Origin of the sequence: Streptomyces sp. NPDC020917, from assembly GCF_044333795.1 — a bacterium.
Taxonomy (GTDB): Bacteria; Actinomycetota; Actinomycetes; order Streptomycetales; family Streptomycetaceae; genus Actinacidiphila.
Genome location: NZ_JBIRRR010000009.1, coordinates 146,807 through 166,330 on the forward strand (window position 1 = coordinate 146,807; position 19,524 = coordinate 166,330).

16 protein-coding genes and 1 pseudogene are annotated in these 19,524 nt (G+C 71.2%); 8 read left to right on the forward strand and 9 right to left on the reverse strand.

Annotated elements, in window-relative coordinates; translation table 11 throughout:
* The first annotated feature begins 31 nt into the window (after positions 1-31).
* Positions 32-1,099 (forward strand): acyl-CoA dehydrogenase, encoded by a 1,068-nt coding sequence (locus tag ACH4TG_RS21025; RefSeq protein ID WP_398243912.1) that lies wholly within the window; start codon positions 32-34, stop codon positions 1,097-1,099.
* Between the two features lie 25 nt (positions 1,100-1,124).
* Here ACH4TG_RS21025 and ACH4TG_RS21030 read toward each other — a convergent pair whose 3' ends face one another.
* On the reverse strand, positions 1,125-2,165 hold the full coding sequence (locus ACH4TG_RS21030; protein WP_398244058.1) for a LacI family DNA-binding transcriptional regulator: 1,041 nt from the start codon (positions 2,163-2,165) through the stop codon (positions 1,125-1,127).
* 510 nt (positions 2,166-2,675) lie between these two features.
* Here ACH4TG_RS21030 and ACH4TG_RS21035 point away from each other — a divergent pair.
* From ACH4TG_RS21035 to ACH4TG_RS21045, 3 genes are all read left to right on the forward strand, one after another.
* Positions 2,676-3,674, forward strand: a complete 999-nt coding sequence (locus ACH4TG_RS21035; RefSeq protein WP_398243913.1) for a hypothetical protein — start codon at positions 2,676-2,678, stop codon at positions 3,672-3,674.
* A gap of 56 nt (positions 3,675-3,730) precedes the next feature.
* Complete coding sequence (locus ACH4TG_RS21040) at positions 3,731-6,475, forward strand: sugar-binding protein (protein ID WP_398243914.1); 2,745 nt, start codon at positions 3,731-3,733, stop codon at positions 6,473-6,475.
* A gap of 254 nt (positions 6,476-6,729) precedes the next feature.
* Positions 6,730-8,184, forward strand: a complete 1,455-nt coding sequence (locus tag ACH4TG_RS21045; RefSeq protein ID WP_398243915.1) for a WGR domain-containing protein — start codon at positions 6,730-6,732, stop codon at positions 8,182-8,184.
* Positions 8,185-8,247: 63 nt separating this feature from the next.
* On the opposite strand, the gene ACH4TG_RS21050 is transcribed toward ACH4TG_RS21045, so the two are convergent.
* A complete protein-coding gene (locus tag ACH4TG_RS21050) occupies positions 8,248-9,075 on the reverse strand; it encodes a phytanoyl-CoA dioxygenase family protein (protein WP_398243916.1) in 828 nt (275 codons plus the stop codon).
* Between the two features lie 73 nt (positions 9,076-9,148).
* Here ACH4TG_RS21050 and ACH4TG_RS21055 point away from each other — a divergent pair, with 73 nt between their 5' ends.
* A complete protein-coding gene (locus ACH4TG_RS21055; protein WP_398243917.1) occupies positions 9,149-9,994 on the forward strand; it encodes a helix-turn-helix domain-containing protein in 846 nt (281 codons plus the stop codon).
* Positions 9,995-10,177: 183 nt separating this feature from the next.
* Here ACH4TG_RS21055 and ACH4TG_RS21060 read toward each other — a convergent pair whose 3' ends face one another.
* From ACH4TG_RS21060 to ACH4TG_RS21070, 3 genes are all read right to left on the reverse strand, one after another.
* Positions 10,178-10,894: a G1 family glutamic endopeptidase gene (locus ACH4TG_RS21060; RefSeq protein WP_398243918.1), complete on the reverse strand. Its 717-nt coding sequence runs from the start codon at positions 10,892-10,894 to the stop codon at positions 10,178-10,180.
* Between the two features lie 153 nt (positions 10,895-11,047).
* Entirely contained in the window at positions 11,048-11,485 is a 438-nt protein-coding gene (locus ACH4TG_RS21065; protein ID WP_398243919.1) for a tetratricopeptide repeat protein, read from the reverse strand.
* Positions 11,486-11,568: 83 nt separating this feature from the next.
* Positions 11,569-12,078: a carboxymuconolactone decarboxylase family protein gene (locus tag ACH4TG_RS21070; protein WP_398243920.1), complete on the reverse strand. Its 510-nt coding sequence runs from the start codon at positions 12,076-12,078 to the stop codon at positions 11,569-11,571.
* Between the two features lie 118 nt (positions 12,079-12,196).
* On the opposite strand from ACH4TG_RS21070, the pseudogene ACH4TG_RS21075 reads away from it, so the two are divergent.
* A pseudogene (locus tag ACH4TG_RS21075) lies at positions 12,197-13,177 on the forward strand (pirin family protein); the annotation flags it as partial.
* Between the two features lie 27 nt (positions 13,178-13,204).
* On the forward strand, positions 13,205-13,540 hold the full coding sequence (locus tag ACH4TG_RS21080) for a GNAT family N-acetyltransferase (RefSeq protein WP_398244059.1): 336 nt from the start codon (positions 13,205-13,207) through the stop codon (positions 13,538-13,540).
* Between the two features lie 60 nt (positions 13,541-13,600).
* On the opposite strand, the gene ACH4TG_RS21085 is transcribed toward ACH4TG_RS21080, so the two are convergent.
* Positions 13,601-15,214 carry an amidohydrolase gene (locus ACH4TG_RS21085; protein WP_398243921.1) on the reverse strand — a complete coding sequence of 538 codons (1,614 nt, stop codon included), beginning with the start codon at positions 15,212-15,214 and terminating at the stop codon, positions 13,601-13,603.
* Entirely contained in the window at positions 15,211-16,638 is a 1,428-nt protein-coding gene (locus ACH4TG_RS21090) for a purine-cytosine permease family protein (RefSeq protein ID WP_398243922.1), read from the reverse strand. Before ACH4TG_RS21090 ends, ACH4TG_RS21085 begins: the two co-directional genes overlap by 4 nt.
* A 157-nt stretch (positions 16,639-16,795) precedes the next feature.
* On the opposite strand from ACH4TG_RS21090, the gene ACH4TG_RS21095 reads away from it, so the two are divergent.
* The gene (locus ACH4TG_RS21095; RefSeq protein ID WP_398243923.1) at positions 16,796-17,701 is read left to right on the forward strand and encodes an Lrp/AsnC family transcriptional regulator; all 906 of its coding nucleotides are present in this window, start codon (positions 16,796-16,798) and stop codon (positions 17,699-17,701) included.
* A gap of 57 nt (positions 17,702-17,758) precedes the next feature.
* On the opposite strand, the gene ACH4TG_RS21100 is transcribed toward ACH4TG_RS21095, so the two are convergent.
* Together ACH4TG_RS21100 and ACH4TG_RS21105 are read right to left on the reverse strand one after the other, a co-directional pair.
* Positions 17,759-18,574, reverse strand: coding sequence for an ABC transporter permease (locus tag ACH4TG_RS21100; RefSeq protein ID WP_398243924.1), 816 nt, complete (start codon positions 18,572-18,574; stop codon positions 17,759-17,761).
* Between the two features lie 104 nt (positions 18,575-18,678).
* Positions 18,679-19,524 (reverse strand): ABC transporter permease, encoded by an 846-nt coding sequence (locus ACH4TG_RS21105; protein WP_398244060.1) that lies wholly within the window; start codon positions 19,522-19,524, stop codon positions 18,679-18,681.

Here is a 19,524-nt window from a genome sequence, read left to right on the forward strand (position 1 = left end):
TGAGCGATACATATACAGCTAGGACCGAATCATGATCGACTACTCCCCCGCGCGCAGGACGAGCGAGATTCTCCGGACCCAGGCGGAGAAGGCGGAAGCCGCCGACCGACCCGCCATGGAGAGCCTGGACGCGCTGCGCGGAGACGGGGTCTTCGCCCTGCGGACACCGCAGGAGGACGGGGGAGCCTGGGCAGGCGCGGAGAGCGTGGCCCGGTGCCTGAGCGACCTGGGCCGCTCCTGCCCGTCCACGGCCTGGATCGCCGGTACGTGCGTGACCTCCAAGAACCTTGCGGCCAGGAACTTCCCGGACGCGTCGGTGCGCGAGTCCCTCTTCACCGACCCGGACATGCTCTTCTGCGGATCAGGCGTCCCCGGCGGCCAGGGCGAGCGCTTGCCCTCAGGCGTGCGCGTCAGCGGACGCTGGTCGAATGTCTCGGGGTGCGAAGACGCGGACTGGGCGGGACTCGCGCTGATGGTGGAGGGCACGTTCTCGTTCGCCGTCATACCGGTGGCCGATCTGGCGGTCGAGCGGACCTGGCACATGGCCGGCATGCGCGCCACCGGCAGTCACACCCTGGTGGCCGAGAACCTGGTGCTGCCGGCCGCGTACGTCGTGCCCGCCGCCCCCTTCCGCGTGGAGGACATGCTGCTCTACGCAACGACCGCGCTGGGCCCCGCGGTCGGGGCCGCCAAGGGCGCACTGGACGCGATCGACGCGATGTTCGCGTCGGACCGGAAGCCGTTCATGAGCGCGTACTCCCGCATGGGCGAATCCGCCGGAGCCCGGCAGTGGTTGGCGGAGGCCACCCATCTGGTGAACCGTGCCGAACGGACCATGGTGGCGATCGCTCGGACCGCCGACACTTCCGAGGTGTCCCAAGCCGACCTGCCCCGCATCACGATGGACCTCGCGGACGCCGGCCGTGACTGCCGCGCCGCGGTGGAGCGCATGCTCGACCTGCACGGCGCGAGTGGGTTCAGCACGTCCAACGTGCTTCAGCGGCACTGGCGGGACCTTGCCGTCGCCAGCCGCCACCCCCACCTCAACCCGTACCTTGCCGTCGAGTCCTTCGGCACGACGCTGGCCGAGCGCTCCTGAACCCCGCGAGCCGGCGCGGGCGCCGTCACGGGCGGGGTGCGGCCGTGGAACCGCGGACCACCAGCGAGGTGGGCACCAGGATCGGCTCCGGGGCCGGCTCACCGTCGAGGATGCGCCGCAGCGCCTCGATGACCGCGGCCCCCATCGCGTCGGTGTCCTGGCGCACCGTGGTCAGCGTCGGCCGGATCATGGTGCCCAGCTGAAGGTCGTCGAAGCCGACCACGGAGACGTCCTCGGGCACCCGCAGGCCGTGGTCGGCGAGCGCGGCGATGACGTTGATGGCCATGACGTCGCTGCCGGCGAGGATCGCGGTGAACGGCGCACCGGACCGCAGCAGTTGCACGGTCGCCTGGTAGGCGGCGTCGGGCGTCCACTCGGCTTCGAGGACCAGCCGGGGATCCTCCAGCACACCGGCCGCTGAAAGGGCGGCGCGGGCACCGGTGTTGCGGCCCTGGCCGGCCATCGGGTCGGCGGCCTTGGAGATCCGTGCGATGCGCTGGTGGCCCAGGGTGAGCAGGTGCTCGGTGGCCTGCCGGGCGCCGTCGGCGTTGTCGGAGGTGACCGAGGTGGCCTTCGGGCCGCGGCCGTACATGTCCACGAACACGGTGGGGAACTGGGCCTCCAGCAGCGCCCGGGTGCGCGGGTCGTCGAAGTTCCGGGCCATCACCACCACGCCGGCGGCCCGGCGGGAGCGCAGCCGGCGCAGGTAGCCGCCGTTGCCGTCCTGCGGGCGCGAGGGCATCAGCAGGTCGTACCCGGCGGCGGTGGCGTGCGCCTCGATGGCCCGCAGCAGTCCGATGTAGAAGTAGGACTCCGGCTCCACCAGTTGGGACAGCGCCCAGGAGGTACCGCCGAAGGCGTCCAGGGCTATCGTCGTGGACCGAGCGCCGGCCAGGCCGGCGGCCGCGGAGTCCGGTTCGTAGCCGAGTTCGTCGATGATCTCCAGGACCCGTTGCCGGGTGCCCGGGGCGACGTGCCGCCGCGCCGACAGGACATGCGAGACGGTGGTCAGGCTCACCCCCGCGCGCTCGGCGACCTCGGCAATCGTGACGCGTCCGCGGCGCATTGCCACCGTGGCTCCCCTCTCCCCGATGTGTCCCCCACCGCTACAAAGCGTATTGCATCCCCGGCGGTCCGCAGGGTTGACAATCGCGTCACGCGGCGGAAAGCTGCCAGCAACGTTCATGCAAAGCGCTTTGTATCACGGGTTCCCAGGAGGGGCTGTGAGAGCACGACCAGGAACGTGGCGCACCACGGCATGCACACGAAGGGCCGCCCTGGTGATCGCGGACAGCCCCGGCAGCGCGCAGGCCCCCGGGCCCGCTCCCCGGCGCCGGCCTCCCCGCTAGCACGGAAGCCGCCTCCCTGGGCGCGCACCACCCTCTCGTCCGCACATTCCGTCCGTACCATCACGCCGACGCCGGCCCGCACGCCGACCGCGTCGCACCGGCCGGGCTCGCCCACCTCCTTCCCCGCGCCGCCGAACTCGGCCTGGACGGCCTCGGGTTCGGCGGCCTCCCCCCTCGCACCGCCCCCGCTTCCGGTGGGCGATGACGTCCGAAAGGAGCTCCACGCCATGGTCCAGCGCCGAACGGTTCTCAAGGCCATGGGAGGTGTCGCCGCCGCCTCCGCGTTGTCCCTCGGGGGCCTCGCCCCGCAGCGTGCCGCGGCGAGCACCACCCTCACCGCCTGGGGTGTCTGCGGACACCCGCCGATGATCGACGACACCTCCTACCCGGCCGGCGGGATCGACGACCAGATCGCCCTGGCAGCCGAACTGGGCGTCTCCTACTACCGGGTGGACTTCTTACTCCCCACCTCCGACAGCGCGTCGACCGACTGGAGCTGGTACGACGCGGCGGTCGCCGCGTCCCACGCCCACGGGGTGGGCCTGATAGCCATCCTCACCGTCCCCGACTCCGTCGCGAACGCCGACAACGGGTGGCTGCAGGACCAGGTGTCGATGCTGGTCACCCGGTACGCCGGACAGATCCCGCTGTACCAGATCCAGAACGAGATGGACGGCGTCTGCATCAACTCCTCAGGCGTCGACGGCTCCTCCATCAACGACTACAACCCCGATGTCTACGGCCCGGTCCGCGACCGGATGGCCGCTCTCGGGGCAGGGGTGCGCGCCTCCGACTCGCAGGCCGGCCGGCTCGTCAACATCACCTGGAAGCACACCGGTTTCCTCCAGCTGCTCAACAACGACGGCCTGGAGTACGAGGTGAACGGCCTCGACTGGTACTGGGGCACGGACGACATGCTCGCCGTCCTCGAAGTGATCAACCGCTTCCCGCAGAACGAGATCCTGCTCACCGAACTGGACATCGACGGTGGCACCTCCTCCGCCACCGAACAGGAGCAGGCCGACTACATCAGCACGGCGATCCAGACGCTGACGGCCTCGGCGCCCGACAAGGTGCACGGGGTCTGCGTCTACGAGCTGTTCGACCAGCCGGCCTGGGACGGCTCCCAGGCGCACTACGGCCTGGTGAACGTCAACGCCGACGGCACCTGGGGCGCTCGCAAGCAGGCCTTCGCCCGCTACCAGCAGGCCATCGCGGGCGGCTGATTCCGCATGGCCGGAATCCGTCCGGCCGTGCCCGACCCACAGCATCGGAGAACAGTGTGAAGCGCAGATCCTTCCTCGCCGCTTCTGCGGCGATGGCGAGCACCGTCGCCGTCCCGGGCTTCGGTCTCGGCGCTCAACCGGCCGCCGCGGCGGGCGGAACGGGACCGGGTGCCGCCCCGGCCGCGTCGAACGTCTTCGTCGAACCGGCCAAGCCGCGGCTGACCGTTCCGGACGCCCGGCCCGGCGACAGGATCGAGGTGACGGTCTCGGTGCCGGGCGGCGACCCGGTCTGGTCGGGCTCCCTGACCGCCGCCGCGTCCGGCCCCACCCGGATCACCGTGCCGGTCGGCCGCGGCTACTACACGGCCACCTACCAACTGACCGGCGCTTCCGGCACGGTGACCGCCACCGACACCTTCTGCGTCCTCGGCGCGATCGCCGCGACCATCCCCGGGCTCGGCGTCAACACCCACTTCGGGTTCGGCCCCGACCCGTGGGACCCGACGGTCCTCAGCCCCCTGATCGCCGCAGCGGGCATCGCCACCGTGCGCGACACCGAGGAGTGGTGGGGCGCCGAACCGGCCAAGGGGAGTTATGACTTCTCGCTCTACCGGCAGTACCGCGCCTCGCTCGTCGCCAACGGCCTGACCGACCTCCCGGTCCTCAGCTTCAACAACGCCAACTACGACGGGGGTGCGACGCCGTACACGGACGCGGGCCGGGCGGGCTTCGCCCAGTACGCGGTCGAACTCGTCAGGCAGAACCCGCAGGTGGCCGCGGTCGAGATCTTCAACGAGTTCAACATCCCGACCTTCGGGGCCCGCGGCGGCAGCCCCGCGAACTGCCAACCGGACTACTACTTCCTGCTGTTGAAGGCGACGGTCACCGAACTGCGCAAGCACTACCCCCACTTGCGGTACGTCGCCCCGGCCACCTCCGGCGTCCCGATCGACTGGCTGAAGGCGGTCTTCGACCAGGGCGGACTCGACTACGTCGACGCGGTGTCCGTGCACCCCTACTGCTACCCGGCGGCACCCGAGCAACTGGCCCAGCAGCTCCAGCAGGTCGACGCGCTCATCCGCTCCTACGGGGTGCGGCGCGACCTCTGGATCTCCGAGCTGGGCTGGACCAATGCCACGACCCAGCTGTCGGTGGACGCCCGCACCCAGGCGGCGTACGCGGTCCAGAGCGCGGCAACCGCCTACGCGACGGGGGCGCGGGACTTCTTCTGGTACGACTTCATGGACGACGGCACCGACTCCGGGGAGCAGGAGCAGAACTTCGGCATGGTGCGGATGGTCTCGGGCGGATCGACCCGGCCCAAACCCGTCTACGCCGCGTACGCCAACCTGGCGCGGCAGCTCACGGCCGCGGCGACTCCGTCCGGCCCGGCGGGGCTGAAGAACGACGCGCCTGCGGAGGGGGTCACGCGGACGGTGATCCCGGGCCGTCCCGGGGCGACCTGGATGCTGTGGGCGGCCGACCCGACGCCGTTCGCGGTCACGGTGGAAGGTTCTGCAGTCTTCACCGACACCTACGGCGCCGCGGTCCGCGTCTTCGCCGCGCCTGGCTCCGGCACCTTCTCGCTCACCCTCGGCACGGAGCCGGTGTACCTCACGTCGCCGCGGCCCCTGGCTGTCGCGGGCTCGGTGCGGCACCAACTGACGGCCCATGAGGCCAAGCGGGGCGAGGACCTGGCCGCGACCTGGCTGGTCGACAACACCGGCGGCGACCGTCCGGTCACGGCGAAGCTGCTCAGCGGCGGCAGGATCGTCGCCACGGCCGTGGCGGCACCGGGCGCCACGGCGAGCACCGAGGTCGCCTTCGGCACCGCGGACGCGGTGGGAAGGCGCACCGTGCACGCGTCGGTCACCGAGCAGGACACCGTCGTCGCCCGGCTTGCGGCGGAGTACCTGGTCGCGGAGCCGCTGACGCTGTCGGTGCTGCATGTCCTGAAGGACGGTCAGGACGCGCTGCGCGTCCGGGTGGCGAACTCCGGCAGCACCGATCAGGGCGTGCCGTCACTGACGTGGACCATCGGGTCGGTCCACGCGTCGGCGTCCGACCTCACGATCGCGGCAGGGGCCGTCGACGAACGATTCGTGTCCCTCACCGGGCTGACCACCAAGACGCCGTACCAGGTCGAGGCGACCATGGACGACGGCGCCACGCTGTCCGCGGCGGGCGACGTCGTGGTGGTCGCGGCGTCCGATCTGCGGCACATCCCGCGGCGCACCATCACCGTCGACGGTGTCAACGAACTGGCCGGCAGTCCCCGGACCGGGACGTCGAGCGAGGGCACGGTGGTGATGACGGGGTACCAGGGCGCGCAGGACCTGTCGTTCGACTTCTGGCTCAGCCATGACGCGGACCGGCTCTACCTGACGGTCGCGGCCACTGACGACGTCCACAACGGTTCGGCGATCGGCGACCAGATCTGGCAGAACGACTCGCTGCAGTTCGCCGTCGGCGCCGGCACCCCGGGCGAGGCGCGGACCTGGAACGAGATCGGCGCCTCCCTCGTCGGCGGCGCGGCCTCCACCTGGCGCTGGTCCGGCCCGTCGACCGGAGCGCTGCCCGCCGGCGGCGCGGCCGTCGTGCGCAGCGGCACGACGACCACCTACGAGGTCGGGATCGCCTGGAGCGACCTGGGCATCGACCCGTCCGGGGGCCTGATCAGCTTCTCCATGCTGGTCAACGACAATGACGGGCAGGGCCGCAAGGGGTACATCGAGTGGGCCTCCGGCATCGGCGACTCCAAGGATTCGGCGCTGTTCAAGGGCTTCGTGCTCGACGCCTGAGCGAGCCCCGGCTTCGGCGGTGCCCCTGACCGTCGCACGCGCCTGCCACGGCCGGTGCCGCAGCACGTCGCGGCACCGGCCGCCCCTTGTGCAGTCCGGCAGGAGCACGGAGGCCCGCCGAGGAACCCCGGGCGCCGCACCGGACGGACTGTCAGTGGCCCCGTCTACCGTCATTCATGACGCCAAGGCCGGTACCACGCAGGCTGCTCGGGCCAGGCGGCGCCTCCTCCGTGTTTTCTGTGAAGGGAACAGCCATGTCCGCTCACGCCGCCACCGCATCGTCCACCTACCTGGAGTTGTCCGAGGACGGCGGGGGCTCCCACAAGTTCTACGAGGTGGTGTGCGACGGGACCGAGATGACGATCACCTTCGGCCGCATCGGTGAGCAGGGCCAGACCAGAACGACCTCGTACGCGACAGCGCAGAAGGCGCAGGCCGAGGCTGCCAAGAAGATCGGCGCGAAAGTCCGCAAGGGATACGCCCCCGCCGTGCGGGGTCTCCGCAAGCGGCGGGCGGTGACCCGGCGGGAGATCGTCAGCAGCCGCTCCACCGCCGAGCAGGCTCCGATGCTGTGGCGCTTCCGGTCGGGCGCGCCCGCGTTCGGGATATTCGTGGACGAGGACGGGGTCTGGGTGGGCAACCAGGCCGGGGACGTCTTCACCCTGGCCCACGGCGGCGAGGTGAGGGGCCGATTCGGGCTGCCGGACGGTGTGAAGTGCATCGTCGCCGACGACTTCTGGATCTACGCCGGCTGCGACGACGGCCGGGTGTACGACCTCAGCGGCAAGGTGCCGCACGTGGCGTACGAGATAGCCGAGGACGTCGACATCTTCTGGCTGGACATCCACGACGGTGTGCTGGGCGTGTCGGACGCCCGCGGCGGGGTGACCACCGTGGACCACGAGGACGAGTTCCAGTGGCGACGGGGCGGCAACGGCACCCACGCCTGGATGGTGCGGTGCGACGACAACGGCGTCTACCACGGGGACTCGTACGGCGTGGCGATGTACGGCGCCAGGGACGGCGCACCGCGCTGGACCACGCCCACGCAGGGGCAGGTGCTGTTCGGCTGGCAGGAGCCGGACGAGGTGTTCGCGGGCACCTCCCGGGGCTGGGTGCACCGCCTCGCCAAGGCGGACGGCTCGGAACGGGCCCGCTACCGCTGCGATGCGTCGGTCTTCTCCTGCGCCACCTCGCCGGACGGCAGGTACGTCTTCGCCGGCGACAACCACTCCTCCGTGTACTGCTTCGCCGCCGACGGCACCCGCCTGTGGAAGCTGGCCACCGGATGCGGTTCTGCGTACTCCATGCAATACCGCGACGAGCGGCTGTACTTGGTGACCACCGACGGCTCGCTGGCCTGCATCGACGCCGGCGAGACCGCGATACGCGAGGCGCGGGCCGGACGCCTGCCCGACACCGCGGACATCAAGGCCACCGGCTGGGAGCGGGTGGTGCCGACGCAGGTGGTCGAGGCCGTGGACGTGTCCGTGGGCCTGGCCGCTCCCGGCGGGATCGTCGTGGAGTGCTACCAGGAGGGTGCCCGCACGCGCGTCCGGGTGGTCTCGCCGGGCTTCGATCCGAACTGGCACGTCCAGTTCCCCAAGGGCATCCGCACACCGGGCGCCCGCTACCTGGTCACCGAACTCCATCCCGCCAACAGGGGCGGCTTCTACCGCGCCCGTGGCGAGATCAAGCGCCTGCGCTGAACGCCCGTGCCTCCGGACGCCCTTGCGGGATCAGGCGCCCGCTCCCCCGGGCCGTGCCGCCCATCAGTGCGCCGCGCCCGCCCAGCCGTCGCCGCAGGGGCCTCCGCCGGTGCTCTCGTCGATGTGGACCTCGCTGCCGAGGGGGTCGACGAGGGGCTGGTAGTAGCGGGAGATCTCGACGCTCGCCCGCGGGACGTAGTGGAGGATGAGGGACCGCCGGAAGCGGTCCGAGGTGGTGTTGGGCAGGGACCCGTGCACGGTGCTGCCGTGGAAGAACAGCACGTCGCCGGGCTGGAGTTCGCTCTGCACGACCGGCAGGCCCTCGGGCGGGCGGACCAGGCCGCTGCTGAAGGACTCGGTCCGGTCCGCGGACTCCGGGCACGCGATCTCCATCGTGTGGCTGCCCGGGACCACCTTGAGCGCGCCGTTGGCGGCGTCGCACCGGTCGACGGCGATCCACGCGGCCAGGCATGTCTCCGGGTGCGCGCGAAGGAAGTAGTTGTCCTGGTGCATGGCCTGGCCGCGCGCCGACGGGGGTTTGAAGTAGAACATCGACTGGGCGCCGTACACCGGGCCGATCAGCGCGGTGACCACGTCGAGCAGACGCCGGTCGGTCATCAACCGGCGGGAGATGCGCCCCACGGCGAGGTCGGTGCGGCGGTGCGGCTGCATGAAGCGCGGGTAGCGCGCCAGGACGTCGTCCGCGGCGACCTCGTCGTGCGCCCCGAGGCCGGCGTGGTCGCCTTCGACCTGGGCCATGAAAGCGGTGCGTACGGCGTCGATCTCGTCGCCGGGCAGAAGGCCGTCGATCTGGACGACCCCGTCACGGTCATAGCGGTCACGCAGCACGGCGGCGTCCTCGGCTGCGACCGACAGAGCAGTTGCTGTCATGGCTTCATCCTCGTATCGGGCGGACGATACGGGTATGGACCAACCGGTCGCTCCCATGGAGGATCCTGCCGCGATGCCCCACCCTCATGCTGCGCCCCGGCCACCTACCGTCACGCGCGCGGCGCCGGCCGAGCCGGTGATCCCGGGCAGGCTGGACCGCCAGGGCCTCGCCTACCGGACGGTCCGCCCGGGCGGCACGGCCGACTGGCTGCTGCTGGTCACCGTGGAGGGCCGCGGCCGGCTGCGCCTGCCGGCCGCCCCGGACGTGCTCGTCGGCCACGGCCAGGTCGCCGTCATCGAGCCGCGCACCCCGCACGACTACGGCACCGACCACGAGGCCGGCCAGTGGTCCCTTCGCTGGGCGCACCTGCTCGCACGGCCCGAGTGGCTCCTGCTGCTCGACTGGCCGTCACCGGCGCCTGGCGTCCGGCACATCGACGTCGACGAGACCGTCCACGCCCGCATCGTGCAGGCACTCGACCGCGCGATCTCGGCACGCCGCAGCGGACTGCGGCGCGACCTGCTGTTCGCCATGAACGCCGTCGAGGAAGCGCTGCTCTGGTGCGACACCGCCAACCCCCGCGAGACGGTCCTCGACCCCCGGCTGCGCACCGTGCTCGAGTATGTCGGCAGCCACCTCGAACACCCTCACACCGTCGCGTCGTTGGCCCACGTCGGCGGGATCTCGCCGTCCCGCCTGGCCCACCTCGCCGCGCAGCAGCTCGGCACGAGCCTGATGGCCCACGTCGACGGCAAGCGCATGGAGCTGGCCCGTCTCCTGCTCACCCACACCGATCTGCCGATCGCCCACGTCGCCGGCCAGGTCGGCTTCACCGACCCGCTCTACTTCTCCCGCCGCTTCCGCGCGGCCACCTCGATGTCGCCGTCCCGGTTCCGCGCGGAGAACGGGAACGCGTAGGTGCGGCCGCCACCGCTCTCACGCGCATCAGGCGCACGGCAGTCCGGGAAAGGACGAAGGGCCCACCGACCTGGCCGAATGCCAGCTCATGGGCCCTTCTGCACCACCGGGACGGTGGCAACCGCCGTACGCGCGGGCGGCCTGCGTGCGCTGGGGCGGGTGAGCACCCCAGCGCCGGCGCCGCTACTCCCGCAGGTACGTTTCGCTGAAGCTGGTGCCGCTGGAGCCGAGCGCGCCGGTCCGGGCCTCGTAGGCGCCGTTCGACGGGTCGAGCGCGACCGGGCCGAATGACCCGAGGGAGCTTCCGTTGACCGTGGCCGAGGTGAAGTTGAGGGTGCCGAAGTTCGGGTAGGCCCCGGTCGGCGACTCGATGATGACCTCGGCGCTGGTCCGTTGCGCGGACAGGGACTTGGTCGTGGTGTAGGTCCAACCACGCGTGGAGTCGGCCAGCTTCAGGGTGTACTTGCTGCTTCCGACGTAGGTGACCGAGGCGGTGATGTGGTCGCCGGCTGAGACCGGGTACGAACTGAGGCTCAGGTACACCGGGTTCGCCGGGTACATCTCGTACCAGGCCTGGTGGACGGGCTTGCCGCTGGAGCAGTCGGTCGCCACCCCGGTCTGCTCCACGGTGGACGAGCCGTACCCGTCGATGCCGACCCAGGGGGCGTAGAGGTCGTTGGTGGAATTGCAGGTCGCGTTCGCTTCGGTCCAGGCCGCCGAGACCGAAGTGAAGCCGCTGCCCGTGGCCGCGTATCCGCCCCAGTTGTAGCCGTTGATGTTGTAGTGGTGCAGGGGGCGGAACGACAGTCCCGGTGCGGCGGCCGCGCTGGCCGGCACGGCGGGGGCGGCAAGGGCGGCCGCCGCTAACGCCACGGTGACGACGCGGGTGAATCTGCGCATGCTGGCTCCTTGGTGGGGGGGATCAGAATGCTCAAACGCCAGCCCTGAGCCGCATGGGGAACTTGGGGCGGCAGTACAGAATCAACCGGTAGTCATGCCCCTGTCAATACGCCGATCGACGGCACCCCGACGACCTCCCGTCCCCGACCGGGCTCAGCCCGACGCGAATTCGCCGGAGAGCGCTCCTGCCCTGCGCAGCCACGAGGCGGCCTCGGCGCTGCGGCCCTGCCGCTCCAAGGTACGGCCCAGCATCAGGTGCGCGTAGTGCTCGACCGGATCGCGGTCGATCACCCTTCGCAGTTCCTCCTCGGCGCGCTTCAACTGGGCGGAGTGGTAGTAGGCCCGGGCCAGGAGGAGCCGGGGCGCCACCTGCTCGGGGAACTCGGCGACGATACCGGCAAGGAGCTTGGCCGCTTCCGCGTAGCCCTTCTCCTCGAAGAGCAGTTCGGCCCGCTCCCAGCGGTCCACCGCGGCCCCTTCGCCGATCACGGGCACGCCGCCGCCGGCGTCGTCGAAGAGGTGCAGAGCGCCGGCCCAGCGGTCGGCCGTGGGCTCGCCGTCGGGGCGGTAGCTGTTGAACCTGCTGCTCATGTCGGTCCTTCCGTCGGGGAGTGGGGGCTCACTCGGGTCCGCACCTCCCCCTTGGCGGTGGAGTAACCGATGGGTACTCTCCGCTATTCCGCTCGGGTCCCGCCGGATGGCGCGGGGCGGGGCCGCACCGGGTGCTTGCTCAGGATGGACACCCGGTTGAAGGCGTTGATGGTGATCGCCACCCAGATGACCGCGGAGATCTCGTCGTCGGTCAGCACCGCGCGAGCGGACGCGTAGGCCTCTTCCTGGGCCGTGGCGTCCGCGGGGCTGGTGGTGGTCTCCGCCAGTGCGAGTGCCGCGCGTTCACGCGGGCTGAAGAGTTCGGTGTCGCGCCACGCGGCCAGCACGCCCAGCCGCTGGACGTCCTCACCGGCCTGCAGGGCCGCCCTGGTGTGCGTCGACAGGCAGTACGCGCAGCCGTTGATCTGCGACACGCGCAGATTGACCAGTTCGACGAGTGTCCGCTCCAGCCCGGCGTCCGCCGCGACCGCACGCACCACGGCGGCACTCTCCCGAAAGGAGCGGTAGGCCCGCGGGCTCTGCTTGTCGATGAAGACGCGCCGAACCACCCGTTCCCCTTCCACGTCGCTCACTCGCACTCCCCTCCAACGAGCCGCTGCCGGCCCCTCCTCGGCGTCCCGCACATCCGCTGGTGCGCCCACGATGGCATAATAGTTGAATGTGCAACTGCTCGGAGAGGGGTGCCAGGCCGTGAGCAACACCGAGAGCGATCCCGCGGAACTGCGCTGCGGTGCCGTGGGGGACGAAGGTCCGGCGCGGCAGCAGGGAACCCGGGTGGAGGTGCTGTCGCCGCGCGACGTGCCGTTGGGCGGCCCTCGCGCCATGACGGTGGGGCGCACGCTGCCGCAGCGGGCCCGGACGACGATCGGCGCCTGGTGCTTCGCCGATCACTACGGTCCGGACGACGTCGCGGAGTCGGGCGGGATGGACGTCGCACCGCACCCGCACACGGGGCTGCAGACGGTGAGCTGGCTGTTCAGCGGCGAGATCGAGCACCGGGACAGTCTGGGCACCCACGCGTACGTGCGGCCGGGCGAGCTGAACCTCATGACCGGCGGACGCGGCATCAGCCACTCGGAGGTCTCCACGACCGCGACCACCGTCCTGCACGGCGTGCAGCTGTGGGTCGCGCTCCCGGCGGACCATCGCGACGCCCCCCGGGACTTCCAGCACTACGTCCCGCGCCCGGTCCCGGTCGGCGGAGGGGAAGCCAGGGTGTTCCTGGGAGCCCTGGCCGGCGACGCATCACCGGTCCGCACCTTCTCCCCTCTTCTGGGCGCCGAGCTCACCCTGGACCCGGGCGCGACCGCCACCCTCGCGGTCGACCCCTCCTTCGAACACGGCCTCCTCATCGACAGCGGGACCCTCACCCTGGCGGGAACGCCGCTGCGACCGGCGGAACTCGGGTATCACGCCTCCGGAACCGGCACGCTCACCCTCACCAACACCGGCGACACCCCGGCCCGGGCCGTCCTGCTCGGCGGGACGCCCTTCGAAGAGCCCCTCGTGATGTGGTGGAACTTCATCGGCCGCACCCACGACGAGGTCGCCGAAGCACGGGAAGCGTGGCAGCGGAACTCCGACCGGTTCGGCACCGTCGAGGGCTACGGCGGAGACCGGATCCCGGCACCCGTCCTGCCCAACACCACCCTCACCCCGCGCCGGAACCCGGCGCGCACCGCCTCCGAAGGACACCCGATGACGTCATCCACCGCCCCTGTCGTCGAACTCGCCGATGACCGGCACCGCTACGAGATCCTGGTCGACGGCCGGCTCGCGGGCTTCACCGAGTTCCGTGATCGCGAGGCGCAGCGGGTCTTCTTCCACACCGAGATCGACGAGGCCTTCGCCGGACAGGGCCTGGCCTCCACGCTCGTCCGGCAGGCTCTGGACGACGTGCGGGCATCGGGCAAGCGCATCGTGCCCGTCTGCCCCTACGTGGCGAAGTTCCTGCAGAAGCATGGGGAGTTCGCCGACATCACGGACTTGGTGACGCCCGACATCCGGCACTGGCTTCGTACCGAGCTCGGGTGACCGTGTCCTCCGGACGTGGTCCTGCCGCTCCATCCCCGGTCGGCCCGGAGAACAGAACGGCTAGCCCAGGACGACCTCTTCTCCGTTGATCCACGACTGCGTCACGCCGACTCCGGGAAGCCGTTCGACGGGAACGGTGACGGGGTCCGCGTCGAGGAAGGCGAAGTCGGCTTTGGCACCGGGGCGGATGACGCCGATGTCCTGGCGGCCCAGCATCCGCGCCGGCGTGACGGTGACGCCGCGCAGGGCGCCGGCGCGGCTGGCCTTCTGCGCCTCCTCGCCCGAGACGGCACCGCCGAGGGTCTCGCGGGTGACGGCGGCCCACACCGCCTCGAGCGGGTTGGGCATGGTCACCGGCGCGTCGGAGGAGATGACGACGGGGACACCGGCCCGCTCGAACTCGCCGTACGGGTAGAACCGGCCGCCGAACTCGCCGAACTCGTCCATCAGCGAGTCGCCGTAGAGGCTCACCTGCATCGGCTGCGGCACGGGCACGACGCCCAGGCCGGCCATCCGCCCGATCTGCTCGCCGGTCGGGAAGCCGCAGTGCTCGATGCGGTGCACCAGGCCGGTGCGCGGCCGTTCGGCGCGAGCGCCGGCCACGGCGTCGAGGACCACGCCGATCGGCAGCGGGCCCTGGGCGTGGGTGGCGGTACTCAGGCCGAGGCGGTGGGCCGTGGTGATGAGGGCGGCGAGTTCCTCGGCCTCGTGGTAGAGGTAGCCCTGAGGCGAGGGCTTCCCGCAGCAGGCGTGCCCGTTGAGGTACGCCGTGCGCGCGATGACCGAGCCGTCGGCGTAGAGCTTGACGCCCCACAGCCGGAGTTGGTCGTCGCCCAGGCGGGAGCTCATGCCGAGTCCGGTGAGGTGTTCGAGGTTGCTCGACAGCGCCAGCATCTCGGTCCGCATCCGCAGCCGGCCCTCGTCCCGTGCCCGCAGGTAGCTGTCCATCTCCAGCTGCGTGACCTGGGCGTCGCACATGGTGGTGATGCCGGCCTTGAGCAGCGAGCGCTGGCCGAGGTCGAAGAGGTGGTCGATCTCGGCGTGCGTCATCGGGAGGTGGAAGTTGGGGCCGTGGTTGCGCACCTTGACGCCCTCGGCGCCGGTCAGCAGGTCGCACGCGGAGTCGAAGAGGACACCCGTCGGCTCGCCGTCGGCGTCGCGGTCGATCCGGCCGCCGATCGGCGTCGGGGTCGCGGCGGTGATGTGCGCCTGGCGCAGGGCGAGCGTGTTGACCACGTAGCCGTGACCGCTGGCGTGCTGGATCTGGACCACCCGGTCGCGCGCGACCCGGTCGAGGTCGGCCGCCGACGGGTGCCGGCCCTCGACCAGCTTGGACTGGTCGTAGCCGTAGCCGCGAACGGCCTCACCGGGACGCGCGGCGGCGCGTTCGCCGAGGAGACGCACGACGGCGTCGATGCTGCGGGCGCCGGAGAGGTCCACCCAGTCGATCGCCGACCCGTGCAGGATGGTGTGGGCGTGCGCGTCGACGAAGCCCGGCATCAGCGTGCGGCCGTCGAGGTCGACGATCTCGGGCGTCTCGTACGCCGAGCGGCGCATCTCGGTGAGGGTGCCGACCGCCTGCACCACGCCGCCGTGGATCAGCACCGCCTCGGGGACGTGGCCGTCGTCGGTCATGGTGCGGACGGGGCCGCCGGTCAGGATGGTCGAGCTCATCGGGGGGAAACCTCCGCAGTGCTGACCGCGACGCGCGCGGTCCGGGTCATCAACAGGTAGCAGGCACCGCTGACCACGATGCCGACCAGCCAGGACAGGTCGCCGCCGTCGAGCTTGTGCGCGATGGGCCCGGCCCAGAAGCCGAGGTTGGCGAAGGGGAGCTCGACGACGAAGCCGAGCAGGAAACTGATCGCGCCGGCGGTGTTGACACGGCCGTACTCGCCGCGCGGGTCGAAGATCGCCTCCACGTCGTAATGGCCGTCGCGCACGAAGTAGAAGTCGGCGAGGTTGATCGCCGACCACGGGATCAGCAGGATCAGCACGACTCCGAGGGCATCGGTGAACGCGCTGGTGAAGCTCTTCGAGTAGGCGATGGTCGCGGCCAGGCAGACGAGCGCGAAGGGCACGAGCGACCACAGCCGGGTGCGCAGGCTCGCCTCGACCGGCGCTGCGCTCCGCCGCAGCGAGGTGGCGATGCTGAGCGCGGTGTTCCCGCCGGCGTACATCGACAGCGAGCCCTGCAGCACCTGGATGCCGATCACCACGATCACCAGCAGCGCGGTGAAGCCCTTGCTGAAGGAGTCGCTGACCTGGACCACCGAGCCCAGGGTGTCGGCGCCGAAGCCGGTCACGGTGGTCAGGTAGGCGCCGAGCACGAACAGCCAGATCCCCGAGATCACGATGCCGGCGTAGGTCCACCAGGCGGTCGCGCGGGTCGAGGTCGAGGCCGGCAGGTAGCGGGAGTAGTCGGCGATGTACGGTGCGTAGCCCGCGGCGTAGACGAAGGTCACAGCGATGCCGGTGAGGAACAGGCCGGTGTGGAAGCCGCCGGTGTGCAGGTTGTGCGTGGTCGGGTGGTCGATGCCGGAGTGGTCGAGCACCAGGATCGTCAGGATCCCGAAGACGACGACCGAGGCGACGCTGAGGTACTTCGCCAGGCGATGGCTCAGGTCGTAGCCGAAGAGCGCCACCACGAAGGTGATCACCGTGACGACCACGGCGACGAGGTAGACGTTCCAGCCCCACACCGCGTGGGTCAGAAGGCCGCAGATCGCCGGGGCGGCGGCGAAGAAGACCAGGTAGTTGATCTCCGCGATGATCATCGGGACGACACCGCCGACGTACCCGAACTGGGCGCGGCTCTGGATCATCTGCGGGATGCCGAGCTGAGGGCCCTGGGCGGAGTGGAAGGCCGCGAGGAACCCGCCGAGCGCGAAGCCGATGACGATGGCCACGACCGACCAGGCGAACGACATGCCGCCGCCGACCAGGATCGAGGCGGTGACCACGCTCACGATGACGCTGTTCGCACCGAACCACAGCGTGAACAGGTGCCAGGGCTTGCCGCGGCGCTCGGCCGGGGGGATGAAGTCGATGGTGTGGGTCTCGATCCCGCCTGCGCGGGGTCGCTCGTCTGTCCTCACCGGATCTCCTGCGATTCGTGCCGGAGGTCCCGGCTGCTGGCCCGAATGACTCGCCATGCACGAGCTGCTCGAACGATATGTACCCGACGGCCCGCCGTCAACGCCCGTTTGGTTTGCTGGTCGGCCTCAGTGCATCCGATTCGCTACCCTGAGCCCGGTGAACCTGACCGAAACCGACCTCGACCTCGTCGAGGCCCTGCGCGAGGACGGCCGCGCCTCCTTCGAGTCGCTCGCGGGGCGGGTCGGCCTGTCCCGCAAGGCCGTGCGATCCCGCGTGCTGAGGCTCTTCGAGGAGGGCGTGCTCCGCGTGGTGGCCACCGTCCGACCCGAGTTCGACGGCATCCGCGCCACCGCGCATCTCTCCGTCAGCGTGACCGGGGCGCGCCGCGAGGACGTCGCCCGCATACTCGCCGACCAGGACGAGACGGTGTTCGTCTCCATCGTCTCAGGTCGCGCAGGAGTCGTGGCTGAGATCAGGACCACCGACCTGCACCGGCTCGGGAACGCGGTCGACCGCCTGCGCGGCGTCGAGGGCGTCACGCGCATCGAGACCCTCGTCTACACCGATGTGGTCATGGAGCCGCACCTGCCTCCTCCGGGGGACGCCGTCGACACCGATCCCGCCGTCGACCACCTCGACCGGAGCTTGATCGCTCTTCTCCGCGCCGACGGCCGCACCAGCTACGCCGACCTCGCGGCGCACGTCGGCCTGTCGGCGGCGGCGACCCGGGCACGCGTCCGCGGCCTGCTCGACTCGGGCGTCATCCGGATCGTCACCCTGGTGAACCCGACCAAGCTCGGCCGCTCCTTCATGACCGGCTTCGCCCTCGACCTCGAAGGGGCGGCGCAGGACGTCCTCCACCGGATCGGGAGGATCGGCGCCGTTGACTTCCTGGCCCTGACACTGGGCACCGCGGATGCCGTGGGCACCATCGTGACCACCACGGTCGAGGACACCGTCGCCGTCCTCGACCGGATCGGGTCCTTGGACGGCGTCGCCGGCCTGCGCTCGTGGACGCACCTGCGGCTGGTCCAGGAGCGCTACGGGATCGCCGGCGGCTGATCGGTCGCCGCCCGGGTGGTCTCCCAGCCCCTTCGCGCTCAGATCCCGGGCGCGTGCTCAGATCCGGCCGCCCGTCGCGGTGTCGCCGGACAGCCGCTGGGCCCCGTACACCGGGATCACCGACAGCAGGACCAGGACGGCGGCGACCACGTTGACCACCGGCGCCTGCTGGGGCCGCGCCAGGTTGCCGAAGATCCACACCGGCAGGGTCTGCACCCCGGCGCCCGCGGTGAAGGTGGTGACCACGATCTCGTCGAAGGACAGGGCGAACGCCAGCAGGCCGCCGGCCAGGACCGCGGACCTGACGAGCGGCCAGGTCACGTCGCGGAAGGTCTGGAAGGGGCCGGCTCCCAGGTCCATCGCGGCCTCCTCGTAGGAGCCGGACACCCGGCGCAGCCGGGCGACGACGTTGTTGAAGACGACGACCACGCAGAACGTGGCGTGCGCGATGATCACGGTCAGCAGCCCGAAGCCCAGGCCGAGCGGAGGCAGCACGGAGCGGAAGGCGCTGTTGAGGGCGATGCCGGTGACCACACCGGGCAGGGCGATGGGCAGCACCACCAGGAAGGACAGGGTCTGCCGGCCGAAGAAGGCGTACCGCTGCACGGCGAAGGCGACGAGCGTGCCGAGGACCAGGGCGACGGCGGTGGCGCCGAGGCCGGCGCGGACCGACACCCACAGCGCCGAGCGGGCCCCCGCGCTGTGCCAGGCGTCGTCCCACCACCGGCCGGTGACGCCGCTGGGCGGCCAGCCGAAGGCGCGGTCCGGGTTCACCGAGTTGACGAGTACCAGCAGCAGCGGCAGGTAGATCGCGGCGATGCCGAGCGCTGCGGCCGTGCGCAGCAGGATCCGCGCGGTCCGGGAGAGTCTCATCCGTGGGGTCGCCTCGCCTTCGGGGGGAACGGTCGCCGCTGCCGGCACGGCTGCGGGTCGGGATCGGCGTCGGGGCGGCGGTTGGGGACCGGGGGCGCGGCGTCTCACAGGGAGTCGAGCGCGCCCGATCGCCGTATCGCGAGCAGGTAGAGCACCACGACGGCCACCGGAATGGTGCCCAGCGCGGCGGCCAGCGGCAGGTCGAGGGTCACGTCGGAGTAGATGGCGTTGCCGATGAGCTGGGTCTTGCCGCCGACGATCTGGACGGCGATGTAGTCGCCGAGGCTGAGCGAGAAGGTGAACACCGATCCGGCGGCCACCGACGGCAGGACCAGCGGCAGCACCACCGTGCGGAAGGTGCGCCAGGTGCGGGCGCCGAGATCCGCGGCGGCGTCCAGGACGTCGTCGGGCAGGTTGGCCAGTCCCGCGTGGATCGGCAGGATCATGTACGGCAGCCACAGGTACGCCAGCACGATGATCACCGCGGGCAGTCCGTAGCCGGGTCCGCTCAGCCCGAGCGGTTTCAGGGCCCAGTCCAGCGGGCCGCCCGTGGACAGGAGGGTCCGCCAGGCGTACGCCTTGACCAGGTAGCTGGCCCACAGCGGGGTGAGCACGGCGACCACCAGCAGGTTGCGGTGGCGCGGGGCGGCCACCCGGGCCGTCCAGAAGGCGATCGGGAAGGCCACCACGATGTCCACGGCGGTCACCGCGAGGGCGGTGCCGAGGGTGCGCAGGGCCACGTGCCAGTAGACGGAAGTGGTCAGTACCTCGCGGAAGTTGGCGAGGGTCCAGGTCCGTACGACGTCCGAGGTGAAGGGGTCGGTGGTCCAGAAGGCGGACAGGAACAACGCGGCCAGCGCGCCGAGGTAGGCCACGATCAGCCAGGCCAGCGGGGCCGCCAGCAGCAGGGCCAGCCGCAGCCGCGGCCGCCGGTGCAGCGTGCGCAGCAA

Excerpts from the sequence above, each read along its gene's own strand:
- ACH4TG_RS21055 (WP_398243917.1), top strand. The coding sequence starts at position 9,149 with ATGCCCCACCCTCATGCTGCGCCCCGGCCACCTACCGTCACGCGCGCG.
- ACH4TG_RS21080 (WP_398244059.1), top strand. The coding sequence starts at position 13,205 with ATGACGTCATCCACCGCCCCTGTCGTCGAACTCGCCGATGACCGGCAC.
- ACH4TG_RS21025 (WP_398243912.1), top strand. The coding sequence starts at position 32 with ATGATCGACTACTCCCCCGCGCGCAGGACGAGCGAGATTCTCCGGACC.
- ACH4TG_RS21030 (WP_398244058.1), bottom strand. The coding sequence starts at position 2,165 with ATGCGCCGCGGACGCGTCACGATTGCCGAGGTCGCCGAGCGCGCGGGG.
- ACH4TG_RS21085 (WP_398243921.1), bottom strand. The coding sequence starts at position 15,214 with ATGAGCTCGACCATCCTGACCGGCGGCCCCGTCCGCACCATGACCGAC.
- ACH4TG_RS21100 (WP_398243924.1), bottom strand. The coding sequence starts at position 18,574 with ATGAGACTCTCCCGGACCGCGCGGATCCTGCTGCGCACGGCCGCAGCG.
- ACH4TG_RS21065 (WP_398243919.1), bottom strand. The coding sequence starts at position 11,485 with ATGAGCAGCAGGTTCAACAGCTACCGCCCCGACGGCGAGCCCACGGCC.
- ACH4TG_RS21035 (WP_398243913.1), top strand. The coding sequence starts at position 2,676 with ATGGTCCAGCGCCGAACGGTTCTCAAGGCCATGGGAGGTGTCGCCGCC.
- ACH4TG_RS21045 (WP_398243915.1), top strand. The coding sequence starts at position 6,730 with ATGTCCGCTCACGCCGCCACCGCATCGTCCACCTACCTGGAGTTGTCC.
- ACH4TG_RS21060 (WP_398243918.1), bottom strand. The coding sequence starts at position 10,894 with ATGCGCAGATTCACCCGCGTCGTCACCGTGGCGTTAGCGGCGGCCGCC.
- ACH4TG_RS21050 (WP_398243916.1), bottom strand. The coding sequence starts at position 9,075 with ATGACAGCAACTGCTCTGTCGGTCGCAGCCGAGGACGCCGCCGTGCTG.